This window comes from Marilutibacter maris (assembly GCF_006546735.2).
Classification (GTDB): Bacteria; Pseudomonadota; Gammaproteobacteria; order Xanthomonadales; family Xanthomonadaceae; genus Marilutibacter; species Marilutibacter maris.
In genome coordinates this window covers 1-13,910 of sequence record NZ_VICD02000049.1, presented here as the reverse complement: position 1 = coordinate 13,910, position 13,910 = coordinate 1, and the positions used below count along the sequence as shown (strand labels likewise).

Annotated in this window: 13 protein-coding genes and 1 pseudogene; 4 read left to right on the top strand and 10 right to left on the bottom strand. The window is 69.3% G+C overall.

What is annotated here, in order from left to right; translation table 11 throughout:
* Nucleotides 1–120: 120 nt before the first annotated feature.
* Both FKV24_RS03540 and FKV24_RS03535 read right to left on the bottom strand, forming a co-directional pair.
* Nucleotides 121–867: a hypothetical protein gene (locus FKV24_RS03540; RefSeq protein ID WP_141481294.1), complete on the bottom strand. Its 747-nt coding sequence runs from the start codon at nucleotides 865–867 to the stop codon at nucleotides 121–123.
* A gap of 284 nt (nucleotides 868–1,151) precedes the next feature.
* Complete coding sequence (locus tag FKV24_RS03535; protein WP_141481292.1) at nucleotides 1,152–1,802, bottom strand: DUF998 domain-containing protein; 651 nt, start codon at nucleotides 1,800–1,802, stop codon at nucleotides 1,152–1,154.
* A 377-nt stretch (nucleotides 1,803–2,179) separates the two neighbouring features.
* Between FKV24_RS03535 and FKV24_RS03530 the strand changes: the two genes are divergently transcribed.
* Complete coding sequence (locus FKV24_RS03530; RefSeq protein WP_141481290.1) at nucleotides 2,180–2,545, top strand: DUF1428 domain-containing protein; 366 nt, start codon at nucleotides 2,180–2,182, stop codon at nucleotides 2,543–2,545.
* Nucleotides 2,546–2,623: 78 nt separating this feature from the next.
* Here the strand turns inward: FKV24_RS03530 and FKV24_RS03525 are convergent, their stop codons facing one another.
* Nucleotides 2,624–4,453 (bottom strand): extracellular catalytic domain type 1 short-chain-length polyhydroxyalkanoate depolymerase, encoded by a 1,830-nt coding sequence (locus tag FKV24_RS03525; protein ID WP_211371767.1) that lies wholly within the window; start codon nucleotides 4,451–4,453, stop codon nucleotides 2,624–2,626.
* Nucleotides 4,454–4,582: 129 nt separating this feature from the next.
* Nucleotides 4,583–5,290, bottom strand: coding sequence for a glutathione S-transferase family protein (locus FKV24_RS03520; RefSeq protein WP_141481288.1), 708 nt, complete (start codon nucleotides 5,288–5,290; stop codon nucleotides 4,583–4,585).
* Nucleotides 5,291–5,414: 124 nt separating this feature from the next.
* Here FKV24_RS03520 and FKV24_RS03515 point away from each other — a divergent pair, with 124 nt between their 5' ends.
* A complete protein-coding gene (locus FKV24_RS03515) occupies nucleotides 5,415–6,329 on the top strand; it encodes a LysR substrate-binding domain-containing protein (protein WP_141481287.1) in 915 nt (304 codons plus the stop codon).
* A gap of 19 nt (nucleotides 6,330–6,348) precedes the next feature.
* On the opposite strand, the gene FKV24_RS03510 is transcribed toward FKV24_RS03515, so the two are convergent.
* The 3 genes from FKV24_RS03510 to FKV24_RS03500 form a co-directional block, all read right to left on the bottom strand.
* A complete protein-coding gene (locus FKV24_RS03510; protein WP_141481285.1) occupies nucleotides 6,349–7,605 on the bottom strand; it encodes a DUF418 domain-containing protein in 1,257 nt (418 codons plus the stop codon).
* Nucleotides 7,606–7,639: 34 nt separating this feature from the next.
* Nucleotides 7,640–8,428 carry a hypothetical protein gene (locus tag FKV24_RS03505; RefSeq protein WP_141481284.1) on the bottom strand — a complete coding sequence of 263 codons (789 nt, stop codon included), beginning with the start codon at nucleotides 8,426–8,428 and terminating at the stop codon, nucleotides 7,640–7,642.
* Nucleotides 8,429–8,523: 95 nt separating this feature from the next.
* Complete coding sequence (locus FKV24_RS03500) at nucleotides 8,524–9,795, bottom strand: FAD-dependent oxidoreductase (protein WP_141481282.1); 1,272 nt, start codon at nucleotides 9,793–9,795, stop codon at nucleotides 8,524–8,526.
* A 462-nt stretch (nucleotides 9,796–10,257) separates the two neighbouring features.
* Here FKV24_RS03500 and FKV24_RS03495 point away from each other — a divergent pair, with 462 nt between their 5' ends.
* Together FKV24_RS03495 and FKV24_RS03490 are read left to right on the top strand one after the other, a co-directional pair.
* Nucleotides 10,258–11,133 carry a hypothetical protein gene (locus FKV24_RS03495; protein ID WP_141481280.1) on the top strand — a complete coding sequence of 292 codons (876 nt, stop codon included), beginning with the start codon at nucleotides 10,258–10,260 and terminating at the stop codon, nucleotides 11,131–11,133.
* A 113-nt stretch (nucleotides 11,134–11,246) separates the two neighbouring features.
* A complete protein-coding gene (locus tag FKV24_RS03490; RefSeq protein WP_141481278.1) occupies nucleotides 11,247–11,681 on the top strand; it encodes a nuclear transport factor 2 family protein in 435 nt (144 codons plus the stop codon).
* Between the two features lie 79 nt (nucleotides 11,682–11,760).
* Here FKV24_RS03490 and FKV24_RS03485 read toward each other — a convergent pair whose 3' ends face one another.
* The 3 genes and pseudogenes from FKV24_RS03485 to FKV24_RS19145 form a co-directional block, all read right to left on the bottom strand.
* Nucleotides 11,761–12,981 (bottom strand): DegT/DnrJ/EryC1/StrS family aminotransferase, encoded by a 1,221-nt coding sequence (locus tag FKV24_RS03485; protein WP_111266627.1) that lies wholly within the window; start codon nucleotides 12,979–12,981, stop codon nucleotides 11,761–11,763.
* A gap of 101 nt (nucleotides 12,982–13,082) precedes the next feature.
* Nucleotides 13,083–13,631 (bottom strand): YdeI/OmpD-associated family protein, encoded by a 549-nt coding sequence (locus FKV24_RS03480; protein WP_141481277.1) that lies wholly within the window; start codon nucleotides 13,629–13,631, stop codon nucleotides 13,083–13,085.
* Nucleotides 13,632–13,679: 48 nt separating this feature from the next.
* Nucleotides 13,680–13,910: pseudogene (locus tag FKV24_RS19145) on the bottom strand (ubiquinone biosynthesis protein UbiB); the annotation flags it as partial.

The following is a 13,910-nucleotide window of genomic DNA, read 5'->3' as shown; positions in this document are numbered from 1 at the left end:
TGGGATGCCGGTGGGGACGCGACACTCTAGCATCGGGCCTCCCCGCTTCCGCGCACGCCATCGCCCCCTGGCCGGGCAACATCGGTCCCCCGGCCGGGAGGCGGCTATCGCATCGGACCGTCAGCGACCCGGCAGATCGAACGGGAAGAATCCCCAGCAATCGGCAAGATCGCGCGCCAGGTCGGCGCCTCGGGCGGCGCAGATCTGGCGCGCCTGCACGATCGTGTCCGCGTACACGTTGTCGTAGTCGTTGGTGTCGGCCAGGACGTGCGACATCTCGTGCAGGATGGTTTCCTGCTTCAGCTGGGCATCGGCCTCGCGGAAGCGGATGTTGAGCTCGATCCGGAACGCCAGGTCGCGCGCCGGCGACGCGACCACCGGCATGCCGTTGTGCTCGAAGATGTAGCTGCGGGTACCGCGGTTCATGTTGTTGCGCACATCGCGCCAGGTCGCCCGGAAGCTCTTGGGATCGGCCGGATCGACCTCGCCATCGGGGCCCGGGAACACCACCGGCGGCCGCGCCGACGCGTAGTCCTGGGCATCGTGGTCCTCCCGGTCCGCGTATTCGATATAGACCGTCCAGGTGTTCAGCGCCGTCGCCATCGCCGCATACACCGTCTGCAGCGTGTTCAGGAAGGTGGTGTCGTCCTGGCTCAATGCCGGGACCGGGCCGGCGCCGAACTGGACGCCGAAGAAGGTCGTCAGCGCCACTCGGGCTTGGCCGGCTTCGATGCTGGCCGGGTCGAGCAAGGCATTGCGGTTGCGCGGCTGCAACCACTGCACCGCGTTTCGCGCAAGCTGGACGGCGTCGACGAAATAGGTGTCCAGCGCTTCCATCTGGGCCTGGCCACGGTAAATGCGGGGCATCGGGGGGTCTCCTGGATTCCGGGCCGGGTTGCCCGTCGACACCAGGAACGCTTGCATGGCCTGGTTGTGAAAGGGCTGTTGTGAAAGGGCTGTTGTGAAAGGGCTGTTGTGAAAGGGGTGTTGTGAAAGGGGTGTTGTGAAAGGGGTGTTGTGAAAGGGGTGTTGTGAAAGGCGGGTTGTGAAAGGCGGGTTGTAAAAGCGCGGCTGTGAAAGCGTGGTTGTGAGAGCGCGACGCGGAGCCGTTGCAATGCAGTCCGACCCGCTCACCGCCGACATCCGCCGGGCTATGCCTGCGACAGTGCGGGTGCGCCCTGAGCCGCCCGGCTCGCCCCTTTTCGCAGCCGGTTCGCGGCCGATCCCAGCCACAGCAGGATCAGGCCGATCTCCAGCTTCTGGCTCAGACCGCGCGGCGCCTCCCGCCACAACGCGTGCACCCACAGCCCGACGAACGCCGCCACCGCCACCGCAAACGCGATCGCGAAGCGCTGCCGCCAGCGCGGATCGGCGCGCAGACGCCAGGCTTGCAACAGCATCGCGGTCGTCACGCACAGGAACGCGGTCTGCGCCGCAAGGCCATGCACCAGCGTTTCCAGGGTCACCGGCTGCCCTCGGCACCCGGTTTCCGCCACCGCGGTCACCGCCAACGCCAGACCGGCACAGACGAACAGCAGCAGCGGTGCCGCGCTACGCGCCTGCGGCGACAGCTCCAGGTACCAGCCGCCGCCCAGCGCGATCAAGGCCAGCGCCAGCGCGAAGTAGCCCGCCCGCACCCACAGACCGTGGGGATCGAGCAGGTAGAAACTCAGCGGCGTCTGCAACCAGTCCAGATCCGGGCGCAGGAACTGCGCCGCGATGCCGATGGCCGCGAACAGCAGGACACCGGCCAGCGCGGCGGCGCCGAGGAACCGGGGAACGGTGGAGTCGGTCTTCTTCATGGCCGGAGCGGATCATCCTGGTCGTGTTGAACTGCGCCTGGACACGTGTCTCACGCCGACGCGGCCTTCGCGCCGACGATCCGCACGCCTGCAGATTGGGCGCCCATGCCGCGGTCCGGTGTATCCGCACCGCCAGCGCGAGCTTCCGGGCAGTCGAACGGCCGCATGCGTTCACCCCTGCGCGGGCACGAGCCGCCCTGTCGGCAGCGATGGTCCGACAAGTCGCCGCCGGGCCCATCCGCCATTGGTCATGACTCCCGCGCCCGACCGCACGGCGATGCAAACGCGGGCACATGACGATGTCGATCCGCACCCTTCACGTTCGTCATCTCCCCGAAGGCGCACATTCCGTGTTCCGCCCCACCGTGGAGGTCATCATGTCCTACGTCGACGGATTCATCATTGCCGTACCCACCGCCAACAAGGCCAGGTTCATCGAGCATGCCCGCAATGGCGACTCGTTCTTCATCGAGTGCGGCGCGCTGCGCGTTCTGGAATGCTGGGGCGACGATGTGCCCGATGGCGAGCACACCGACTTCCGCCGCGCGGTGAAGGCCCAGGACGACGAGACCGTGGTGTTCTCGTGGATCGAATGGCCGGACAAGGCGACCCGCGATGCCGGCATGAAGAAGATGTTGAACAGCGACGACCCGCGCATGGACCCGGCCAAGAACCCGATGCCCTTCGATGGCAAACGCCTGATCTATGGCGGCTTTGCGCCGGTGCTGGAGTTGACGAAGTAGTCGGGCTCCATCCGCCCTCGCCCACATCCGATACCGTCCGGAGCCCCCCTCCGGACGGCGCGCGCCTGGCGCGAGCGTTCAGGGCGTGTAGGTCACCGTCAGCCTGGCGCTCGCGCCATGTCCGATCCACAGGTACCGGGTCGCGCTCTGGTCGCTGTCGAAACGCAGCCGCAACTGGGTCCGGCCGCCCTTGTCGATCGCCGCCAGCCCGGCCGCGGAAAACAGGGTGCTGGCCTGGTTGCCGCCGCTGAAGGCCGGCAGCTCGGCGACGTCACCGGCGGCGATGGCCTGCCCCCAGTCGGCGGCCTCGATCGTGCAGGCGCCGATGCAGTCCGGGTGCACGTCGATCACCAGTCTGTTGCCGGCCGGATCCGCCCAGGGATCGCCATAGGCGCTGCCGTAGGCCACGACCAGCGTCGCCGAGGTGATGGTGGCGCCATCGGGAATCGCCGAGGTGTCGAAGGACAGCAGCGCGCGGTTGAACTTGCCATCGGTGCCGCGCCCGATCGCCAGCCCGTAGTAGGCTTCCAGCGTGCCCACCGCCGGCGCGCTGCCGCCGCTGCCGGCCTTGACGTAACCGTCGTTGGCATCCTCGTTGTCGAAGCTCACCGTGACCGGCGCGCCACCGCCGGAGCCTCCTTCGACAGTGACGACGACCGCCGCCGAGGTGCCGACATTGCCGGCCAGATCCAGCGCCCGCGCCTGCAGCTGATGCTCGCCGCTGGCGGCGGTGGTGCTGTCCCAGACCATCGAATACGGCGCGGTCGCATCGCTGCCCAACAACGCGCCGTCGAGCAGGAACTCGACCCGTTCGACACCGACGTCGTCGCTGGCGCTCGCACTGACGGTCACATCGCCCTCGACGATGGCGCCATCGTCCGGCGCGGTCAGCGTCACCTCCGGAGCGACGCCGTCGAGGTTGTCCAGCCCCCAGAAGCGGCCGATGTAATAGCTGGAGCAGATGTTCGCGTCGAGGATGTAGGCACCGGCACTGCCGCACTGGGTCTCGCCGCTGCCCGGATCGACCGGGGTGCCGTGACCCATGCCGGTGATCGTGTAGGTCTCCACCCGCGGCTGTCCGGACGCGTCCTTGTAGACCTTGTGCGGATAGCCGGCGACGCTGTCGGACACGTCGGCGACCTGGTCGATGCCGTGGACATCGGTCCACTGCTGCATGCTCTCGGTCAGGTTCATCGGCCGCACGACGTAGTCGGCGTCGCCATGCCAGATCGAAACGACCGGCCACGGGCCGCTCCACGACGGATGGGCGGCACGGACCTTGTCGCCCCATTGCGTCGGGCCGAGGTCGCTGCCGGGGTTCATGCAGCTGAAGGCCGCGCTCTGCGAGGTCGCGCAGCGGTGCGGCAGTCCCGACAGGATCGCGCCCCCGGCGAACACGTCCGGATAGGTCGCCAGCAGGGTCGCGGTCATCGCGCCGCCGGCCGACAGCCCGGTGACGTAGACCCGCGACGGCTCGATCGCATGATCGGCGATCATGCGGTCGACCATCTGCTTGATCGACAACGCCTCGCCCTGCCCGCGTGCGGTATCGCCGGAAACGAACCAGTTGAAGCAGCCGCTGGAATTGTTGCTGCTCTGCTGCTGCGGCAGCACCAACGCGAACCGCCACCGCTCGGCCAGCATCTGCCAACCGGTTTCGGCGTCGTAGCTGGCGGCGCTCTGCGAGCAGCCATGCAGGGCGACCACCAGCGGCGCCCCCGCCGGCAATCCGGCCGGCACATGCTTGAACATGCGCAGGTTGCCCGGGTTGCTGCCGAAACCGCCGACCTCGGTCTGCGCCATTGCCGGCGACGCGGCCGCCATCGCCAGCAACAGCAGCGGCGCAGTCCATCCACGATGGGCGCGGTAGCCGCGCCCTCCCCCAAAACCGGACACTGCGATCGACATCGTCGGCTCCCTTGACCCCGGACCGCGCCAGTGGGCCACGTCGGCTGCGGCGACGGTATCGGCCGATGGGGCAAGCTGCGCTGCAGCATGACCGCGGGCAGGCACCCGCTGGGCACCCGCCGCGCCGGCTCAGGCGGCCAGACGGGGATCGGCCAGCACCTGGTCGAAGGCGACCTCGCCGGCGAATCCACCCGCGCTCACCGCGGTCCGCTGCGCTTCGATCGCGTGGGCGAAGATCACCGCCGGATCGGCTTCCAGCGTGTCGAACAGCCGCTGCAGATTCGGATAGTCGCGACGGTCGACCGCCTGGTGGTACTCGTTCCAGCGGGCGATGCCGATGAAGTAGGCATCGGCCAGGGTGCGTTGCGCGCCAAGCAACCAGGGCTGGTCGCCAAGCATCGCCGACAGGTCCTCGTGCGCCTTGCGCACCTGGGCCCGCCCATACTCGCCCAGCACCCGCCTGCCCTCGCCCTCACCGGCATGTTCCAGCGCGTACCACAGCGGCGCGTAGGCGCCGAAGAACGAAGTGTTGAGGAAGGCCAGCATCTGGTTGAGCCGGTCGAACTCCGGCGTGCCCTGCGCGAACCCCAGCCCGCGGTCGATGCCACGCGCGCCGATGTGGTTGAGGATGGCCATGCTCTCGCTGATCAGCGCGCCGTCCGCGGTGAGCAGGGTCGGTGTCTCGGCGACCGGATTGAGCCGGCGGTAGGCGTCGCCGGTCACCACTTCGGGCATCTCGATGCGGCTGAGCCGGTAGGGCGCGCCCAGCCACTCCAGGGCGACGACGGAGCCGAACGAGCAGCCGGAGGGAACGCCATAGAACAGGATCGGGGACATCACGAACTCCTTGGGTCGGGTTTCAGGCCGGCGGTCGCTGGCCCGTGCTCGACAAGATAGATTCGTGGACCTTGGGCGAGTAGACGGGATAAATTGGACTTATCGTCTACGTATAGAGACTTCTATGGGCATCAATCTCAATGATCTCGGCTTCTTCGCCGCCGCAGTGGAACAAGGCGGCTTCGCCGCGGCGTCACGCCGGCTGGGCCTGCCCAAGTCCACGATCAGCAAGCGCGTGGCCGCGCTCGAGGAGGCGCTGTCGGTCCGTCTGATCCACCGAACCTCGCGCAGCTTCACCCTGACCGAGCTGGGCCGCGACTTCTACGAGCACGCCCGCGCCGCGCTGATCGAAGCCGAGGCCGCCGAGGCCGTGGTCCGCCGCCGCCAGGCCGAGCCCAGCGGCACCGTGCGGATCACCGCCTCGATCCCGGTCGCCCAACTGCACCTGGCCGAGGCCCTGCCGCGACTGGCGCAGCGCCACCCGAAACTGCTGCTGCAACTGGAGGTGACCGACCGCTTCGTCGACGTGCAGCAGGAGGGCTTCGACATCGCCGTGCGCAGTCACTTCGCACCACTGCCCGATTCCGGACTGGTGCAACGGCAATTGCAGGTCGAGCCCATCGTCCTGGTGGCGTCGCCGGACTACCTCGCCCGACGCGGCGAGCCGGGTTCGCCGGCCGGACTGGAGCACCACGACGCGCTGCTGACCGCGGCGTCGGCGGCCACGTGGACGCTGACCGACACCCACGGTGCGCGCATCCAGGTCGCCCCAAGCGCCGCGATGGTCGCCAACGAGTCCAGCGTACTGCTGCAGGCCGCCGCCAGCGGCATGGGCGTCACCTGCCTGCCCGAACAGATGTGCCATGCGCTGTTGGCGTCCGAACGTCTGGTGCGGGTGCTTCCGCAATGGCGCGCCGGCACCGTGACCACGACCCTGGTGATGCCGCACCGGCGCGGCCAACTGCCCGGCGTGCGCGCCGTCGTCGAGTTCCTGGCCGAGCGGTTCCGGCAGCAGGCAGCAACCGATACTGCCGGCTGATATGCCGCCGAATACCGACTCACGCGGCCGCCGGCTCCGGCGACAGGCGCCGGAACGGCGGGCGCGCTCCCCGGGTCGTCCAGCGCCACAGCCATTCCACCGGTCCGTACTGGAAGCGTGACAGCCACCAGTGGCTCACCCGTACCTGGACCGCGAACAGCAATGCCCAGGCCAGCAGCACCGGTGCCAGCCCGCGTTCGCCGCCCAGGTCCAGACCGATCGCGTAGAACAGCGCCACCCCGACCACGCTCTGCAGCAGATAGTGGGTCAACGCCATGCGCCCGACCGCCGCGAAGGGGGACAGCCAACGCCGCATGCGCGGATGCGAGAACGCCAGTACGAAGGCCGCGGCGTAGGCCACACCCAATGCGATCGGTTCCAGCCTCGCCAACATCCGCAGTGTCAGCTTCACCGCGCGCGTGTCCAGATCAGGATGCGATGCCCGCCACGATGCCTGCACTTCCGCCAGCCCCATCAAGACCAGCCCCAGCACCACGCCGCCGACGCACAACCCGCCCAGCAGTGCGCGATGCCGCCACGGATCCTGCAGCAGCCCCTTGCGTCCCGCCCAGTAGCCCAGCAGGAAACGCGACAGCACGAAGCACACCAAGGCCCAGTTCGCCATCCGCGCCCAGTTGGCGACCGCGATGTTGCCGTGCAGGAACTCGCGCCACGAGGGCATCGAGAACGCCTGCAAGGCCTGGGCGAAAACCTCCTTGCCGGCGGGTATCGGAGGCAACCACGCGCGCACCGGAGCGGATATCAACGGTGGCAACACCGCGACCGCCAGTGCGATCGCCAGCAAGGCGCGATCGGGCAGGTGCCGCAGCGGCAGCAATACCACCCCGACCACCGCATAGGTCAGCAGGATGTCGCCCCACCAGATGAAGTAACCGTGCAGCAGACCGATCAGGGCCAGGCCCAGCATCCGCCGCAGGTAGCGGTGCACGCCCGCGGCGCCCTCGTCGCGATCGAGCTGCAACGCGAATCCCAGCCCGAACAGCAGCGAAAACACGGTGATGAACTTGCCGTCGGCCAACACCGACATCGCCGAGATGGCGGCGGCGTCGAAGCCGGCGCTGGGCAGGGCCTCCCGCGTCGCCTTGGGCATCATCTCGTACAGCGACAGCCAGCGCAGGTTGACCAGGGCGACGCCGGCCAGGGCAAAGCCCCGGAGCGCATCGATGACTTCGTAGCGTGGAGGCTTGGAGGTGTTCAGGCGGGAAGCCCCGGCTTGCGATCGGACTTTTGCGTGCGGATGGACGCGGCGGGACACTTACCCACACCCTGCGTCGCGACCGTCTCCGCGCTCATGGACGCTTGGAGGCCACGCGCCCCGCACCGATGCCCGAACCCGGCGGCGCCAACATCGCGGTATTGACCCATCCGCCGACATCCAGCACGTACTCGAAGTTCTGCACCATCGCGCCATAGCCACGGTCAGAGGCGCCGTAGTTGGCGCCGACATGGATCGTATGACGGCCCGGCGGCAGCGGTTCGATCAACAGCCAGTAGCCGTCGGCGGCGGCCATGCGCCCATTGCCGTCCGCCGCCCTGTGCTCGCCGATGTCGGCGTCGATGTCGAAACACTCCGCGGTGCGCACCCGGTAGCGGGCGACTTCGGGGACCGGGACGCCATCGATCAGCACCACCGCGCTGTTGAGATGATCGTTGTTGACCGCCGCCCCGGCCACCAGTTCGGGGCAACTGTAGGTATCCGGCTCGCCGACGGGCTGCACGTTCCGGTGCAGCATGTTGATCACCGGCAGCAACAGGTACTTGCCCGTCGGCACGTTGCACTCGCGACGTGCATTGAAACTGCCGTCGGTGCCGGCCAGGAACCACACCGGCCCCTCCTGCCCGAGGTCGCACAGGCGTCCGTCCGGATCGAGGTAGGGGCTGAACGGCTGCGCCCGCACCCAGCGCCACCAGTCGGCGGTCAGCTCGGCGACGCTTCGCCCCGGGATGCCGGTATCCGGCGGCAGCACATGATCGAGCACCGCGTCCTTGCCGGCCGTGGCCGGTTCTCCCGCCTGCACGATCATCGCGACGCCGCCCAATACCACGAGCGCCAGCGATCTGATCCCCCTGCCCCGCATCCCCGACTCCGATGAAAACCGTCGCCGCAGACTAGCCGATGAGGCAGATCGCGGAAAGCGCGTCGCCGCGACAATGACGACCCGATCGCAAGCGTTCAATCGATCTGCGCCACCGACCGTGGCACGCTGTCCTGCGAATCGGAGGTCAACGTCGCCAGCGCCTCGACGAACGCATCCTCCAGCGCCATCCGCCCCATCCAGCCGTTGCGCGTGCCGGTCAGGACCCGCAGCATCTGCCCGCGCCCGCCGGGCACGCGCGACAACGGATGGAACAGACGGTCGCGCCACCACGCGGCGACGTCGTGTCCGGACTGGAACAACGGGGTCAGCCAGCGGCTCCAGAAGTGATAGATGCCCACGTGCCGGCGTCGTTGCCGCTGATAGCGGGCCAGCGCATCGGCGACCGAGCCGTCGCCACGCAACGCTTCGCGCAGTGCGCGCGCGTCGAGCAAGGCCATGTTGACGCCCTGCCCCAGCTGTGGGCTCATCGCATGCGCGGCATCGCCAAGCAGGACCGCGCGTCCGCGCGACCAGTCCCGATGCACGGCGTCGCGATAGCGGGCGACGGCCAGGCCCGTCGGCACCTCGGTCGCGCGCAGGCGCTCGGCGGCCTCCGGCCAGACCGTGGCGACATCGTCGCGCCAGCGCTGCGGGTCCCCGACGCCGCGATCCAGCGCCGCGACCGGCAGGCTCCAGAAGAAACTCAGGCGCGGCACCGGGTCGCCGGGACGGGTGCCGACCGGCAGCATGCCGACCATCCGCCGCGCGGCGACGTAGCGTTGCTGCAGTTCGTCGATCCACGGCCAGTCGCCCTGCTCGACCAGGCACCACTGCGCGCCCCACGGATACGGCCGATCCAGTCGCGCCGGCACTACCTGTCCGCGCAGGGCCGAAGCCGCGCCATCGGCGACCACGATCAGGTCGTAGCCGGCATGGCGCCGGCCCTGCGCATCGGTCAGCGTGCCGGCCTCGACATCGACCGCGACCACTTCGCAGCCGCGGTGGATGCGCCGGCCCTGTTGCCAGGCCGCGTCGAGCAGGCCGAACAACGCGCCGCGCTGCAGACCGAGCCCGCACAGGCGAGGGTCGAGTTCGCGATAGCGCATGTCCATGACCGGGCGCCCCTGCAGGGTCTGCCCGTACAAGCGCGAGACCACCGCCCCGTGCCCGATCACCGCATCGAGCAGGCCCATCTTCCACAACACCGCCAGCCCGACCGGCTGCAACAGGAAGCCCGCACCGACCGGTCCCAGCACCGGCGCACGCTCGAACACCTCGACCTGGTGGCCGTCGGCCGACAGCATCAGCGCCGAGGCCTGCCCGCCGGTGCCGTAGCCGACGATCGCGATCCGCAAAGCTCTGCCCAAGGCGGTGCTTCCGTGACGAAATGGAGCCGGCACTTTGCCCAGCGGGTCGGCGCGGGGCAAGCCCGTCGCGGAGCGGCGCGGTCGCCACCGCCCGAGACCATGCGACCCTGGCTATCCTCCTGGTTCCGTCCCGCGTCCGGGTCTACCATCCGACGATGGCCCGACCGCACGCGGACACCCCGCCCACGGCGGCCCGGAGCCGGGCGTCGCCGCCATCATCGAATCTGCACACCGGACCGTTTAGAAGGCCCTGATCCTTTGGCTCAGGAGGGAGCCGGAGGCCACGATTGCCAGCGCGATCCGCCCCGGCTTCCGCCGGCCCGGCGCCCCGGATGCCCGAGGCACGGCACAACGACTCCCGGCCCCCTGGAGCGCACAGACAAGCGGAGGTTCCCGACAACGCACCGATCGACGGCAACACAAGGACTTGACGCGAATTCGACTTCCACAGGGGGAAGCAAGATGAAGACGTCCGTAGCAGTGACGCTCCTGTCGACCTGCCTTGGCGGGTGCGCGATCTATCCGGTGGCCCCGACCTGGAGCGCCGAGGAAATCGACCAGGCGGCCACCGGGGACCCGTTCCTCGCCACCAGTCCGGAACAGGCGCTGACGCGGGTCCAGGGCATACGCAAGCTGCTCGCCGATGAGACCGACGCCCGCCAGAGGGCCGAAATCGTCGCTTCCGAAGCCACCTTCTACGGCACCTTCCTGGCCGCGCTGGGCATATCGATCGACAAGGTCGGGGTGAGGAATACCGGCGCCGGCGTGGCCACCCTGTCGGGACTGTTCACCGGCCGATACCGCCTCGCCGACCAGCAGGTCGTGTTCCGCAAGGCCGAGGCGCGCGCGGCCTGCCTGGAGCAGGCGCTGACTCCGGCGGTGTTCGATGTCGGGACCCTGAAGGCGCTGACCGACGAATCCCGCGCCGAGGCCATCGCCACCGCAATGCAGTTGCATGGCGCCGATGCCGCCGCCAGCGCCGCCGACAACCCGGCCCTGAATTCCTGGGCCGACGGCGGCGCCAAGACACTGAAGGCCGACGCCCTGGTCGCACGGGAACGGATTCCACAGCTGACCTGGCGGGCGCTGCGGCAGCTCGGCAACGACCTTCGCATCGCCCTGGCCGGCATTCCGCTGACGCCCAAGACCCGGGACGAGATCGAACAGACGATCGACCGCGCCAACGACGAAGAGGCCAAAGCCACCGGCCAGGTCTCCAGCGCGCTCAAGAGTGGCGCGACGCCAAGCCCCGAAAGCACGCGGATGCTCAAGGCACTGGCGGCCGCCGCATCGGTCGAAGCCACCATGGACGCCTGCTTCGTCGAGTATCCGCAGTAGCGGTGGACACGCCGTCCGGTCGGGTCGCGGCGGCAGGGCCGGACCTGGCGGGACGGCGCCACGCCCCGACCTTGCCTGGATTGCCAGTCATTCACCCATCAATGGAGCCAGCGATGCAAGACCAAGCCACCGCGATCGGAGCGGTACTGGATGCGATGTACGCGATGATTTCCGGCCCCGCCGGACCACGCGACTGGAGTCGCCAGGACGAGTTGTTCCACCCCGACTGTCGACAGATCCGCACCGGCGCCGACGCCGACGGGGTGCCGTGGATGCTGGCCTTCGGCCTCGCCGAATACCGGGAAAACGCCGACCGGCTGCTCGCCGGCATGGACTTCTACGAGGTCGAGACCGCGCGCGAACTGCGCATCTTCGGCAACATCGCCCACGCCTGGAGCACCTACGAGGCACGCAGCGCGCCCGACGCCGCCGAGCCCGAGCGCCGCGGCATCAACAGCATCCAGCTCTACCGCGAAGCCGACGGCCGCTGGCGGATCATCAACATGATCTGGGACAACGAACGCCCCGGGCTGCGGATCGGAGAATGACCCGCCACCGCGACCACGATTGCGGTCGCGGCGTCGCCTGGTAGCGGTCGGCGGCGCGTCGCCGTCGCCGGGTTCGGACTCACGGCCCCGCCCGCACAGGCGGCGGCCGATCGAGAAAGTCGCCGACGATCCGTGCCAACTCCCGCAGTTCGGCACCGCTTGCCGATTCCACCGGCAGGTAGAGCATGCGCGACATCATCCGTTGCGCCGCCATCGGAGCGGCGCCATCGGCGGCGGCATCGCGCCCGGCCGGCACCGCGTGCAGGCTGGTCGCGCCGCGGGTGGCGTCGAAACCGGCGTGCTGCAACCGCGCCACCAGCACGTCCGGATCATCGCATTGCAGCGGCAACAGCCAATGACAATGCGGTTGCGCCCAACGTCCCGGAATCGCGTCGGCGGGCAGCCGCGCCGCCAGCGCGGTCGCCGCCGCGATACGATCGGCGAGATCGTCGCTGCCGTATCGACGATGGCGCCTGAGCATCAGGCCCAGCAAGGCCGGTCCCGGTCGTCGCCGAAGCTGGACCAGCAGCGCGCCGGGGCCGAAGCCGCGCACCGCGTTCGCGATCACCCGGTCGTGCGAAGTTCCCGACCATCGGCACAGCGTGGCGAACACCGTGTAGGGCGCCCGCCAGCTCAGGGCCTTGAGCAAGCCGTACTTGAGCACCCGGCGCGCATAGCCGCCGCGCCGCTGCGGCGGGTACGCCCGCTGCCGCCGTCGTGCGTCCTCGCAGCGGTCGCGGTCGCGAAACACCAGCACCCCGCCTCCCAGCGCGGTCGCGGTCTTGATCGGGCCGAAGCTGAACATCGTCACGTCGCTTCGCGGATGCCCGGTGTAGCCGTCGGCGGCGAAGGCCTGCGCGCAGTCCTCGAACAGGAACAGGCCATGGCGATCGGCGACCGCCGCCACCGCGTCCATCGGCGTTCTCGACCCGAACAGGTGCGCGACCAGCAGCGCCCGGGTACGGCCGCCGATCGCCTGCCGCAATCGATCGACGCGCAGGGCACAGGTGTCCGGATCGATGTCGACGGGAACCGCGCGCAGGCCGTGTGCCTCGATGATCGCAACCATGTCGCGGATGGTCACCGCCGACACCAGCACCTCGCTGCCCGCCGGCAGGGCCAGCTGTCGCAGCACCAGGTCGAAGCCGCTGCGCACCGACAGCGTCGCCAGCGCGCGCCCTTCCGGCGACCACAGCGCCTCCAGGCGCGACGCGCGATCGGCGCCGCCCCGGCGCAGGCTCATCGCCAACGCACTGGCCAGATCGGCCCAACCGATGTCGAGCTTTTTGCGTGGCAGCATGCAACCGGCGCGTGCGGGACTGCGGACGAGTGTCACACGAAACCCGGTCGCCGCTTCATCCCTTCATGCAGCGGTCGGCTGCACCGCCTGGACCGTCGGCCCTACTCCGCCGCCTCGGGTGCGCTGAAGGCCTTGCTGTAGATGCCCGAGCGGTCGAAGCAGCAGACCTCGCGCTTGCCGGTGGCGAGCATCGAGCAGGCGTTGGCGATCCGCTTCTCGCGCGTCTCGGCCTTCTTCGCGGTGGTGATCCACTGGACCCAGTCGCGCCGCGCGATCAGGGTGATCCGCGACCAGGCCGCCTTCGCCGCCGGATCGGCGGCCAGCGCCTTGCGCAGGTCGGGCGGCACCTTCGCCTCGAGCTGCTTCTGCGCCGGCCACACCTCGACGGCGACGGTGTCGCCGACGCCGACGCCCGCCGCCTCGCGCATCGCCCGGGTCACCTTGAGCCAATGGCTGCCGCTGCCATCGGGCTCCAGTGTGGCCTTGAACGCATGCCCGCCCAGGCGTCCCTCCACCGTGGTCATGCCGCGGCTGGGCAGCGGCGCGCTGGCGTCCTTGGGCAACACGAAGAACGACCAGGTCGCACTCCTGGGGCTGGCCGGTCGCAACAACCTGGCCTGGAAACGGATCGCATCGGTCGGGGTATCCATGCGCGAAAGCTACCAGAATCCGCCCCCACCGAACCCGATACCGCGTCACTAACGTCCGCCACCGCTGCGGAAGATCGACCACAGCAGCCAGATGCCGGCGACCGAGGCGCCGACGAAACCCAGCAGACCGAAGAACGGCAATCCCAGCAGGGTCGGCCCGCCCTCCACCGTCATCGCGATCGACGATCCGATGATCAGCGCAGCGATCACCAGGCCACCGGCAAGCCGGTTGGCGGAATGGCCGATCTGGCGATTGAGGTCCTGCAGGTGCTCCATGCG

Excerpts from the sequence above, each read along its gene's own strand:
- FKV24_RS03540 (WP_141481294.1), bottom strand. The coding sequence starts at position 867 with ATGCCCCGCATTTACCGTGGCCAGGCCCAGATGGAAGCGCTGGACACC.
- FKV24_RS03535 (WP_141481292.1), bottom strand. The coding sequence starts at position 1,802 with ATGAAGAAGACCGACTCCACCGTTCCCCGGTTCCTCGGCGCCGCCGCG.
- FKV24_RS03530 (WP_141481290.1), top strand. The coding sequence starts at position 2,180 with ATGTCCTACGTCGACGGATTCATCATTGCCGTACCCACCGCCAACAAG.
- FKV24_RS03525 (WP_211371767.1), bottom strand. The coding sequence starts at position 4,453 with ATGTCGATCGCAGTGTCCGGTTTTGGGGGAGGGCGCGGCTACCGCGCC.
- FKV24_RS03520 (WP_141481288.1), bottom strand. The coding sequence starts at position 5,290 with ATGTCCCCGATCCTGTTCTATGGCGTTCCCTCCGGCTGCTCGTTCGGC.
- FKV24_RS03515 (WP_141481287.1), top strand. The coding sequence starts at position 5,415 with ATGGGCATCAATCTCAATGATCTCGGCTTCTTCGCCGCCGCAGTGGAA.
- FKV24_RS03505 (WP_141481284.1), bottom strand. The coding sequence starts at position 8,428 with ATGCGGGGCAGGGGGATCAGATCGCTGGCGCTCGTGGTATTGGGCGGC.
- FKV24_RS03495 (WP_141481280.1), top strand. The coding sequence starts at position 10,258 with ATGAAGACGTCCGTAGCAGTGACGCTCCTGTCGACCTGCCTTGGCGGG.
- FKV24_RS03490 (WP_141481278.1), top strand. The coding sequence starts at position 11,247 with ATGCAAGACCAAGCCACCGCGATCGGAGCGGTACTGGATGCGATGTAC.
- FKV24_RS03485 (WP_111266627.1), bottom strand. The coding sequence starts at position 12,981 with ATGCTGCCACGCAAAAAGCTCGACATCGGTTGGGCCGATCTGGCCAGT.
- FKV24_RS03480 (WP_141481277.1), bottom strand. The coding sequence starts at position 13,631 with ATGGATACCCCGACCGATGCGATCCGTTTCCAGGCCAGGTTGTTGCGA.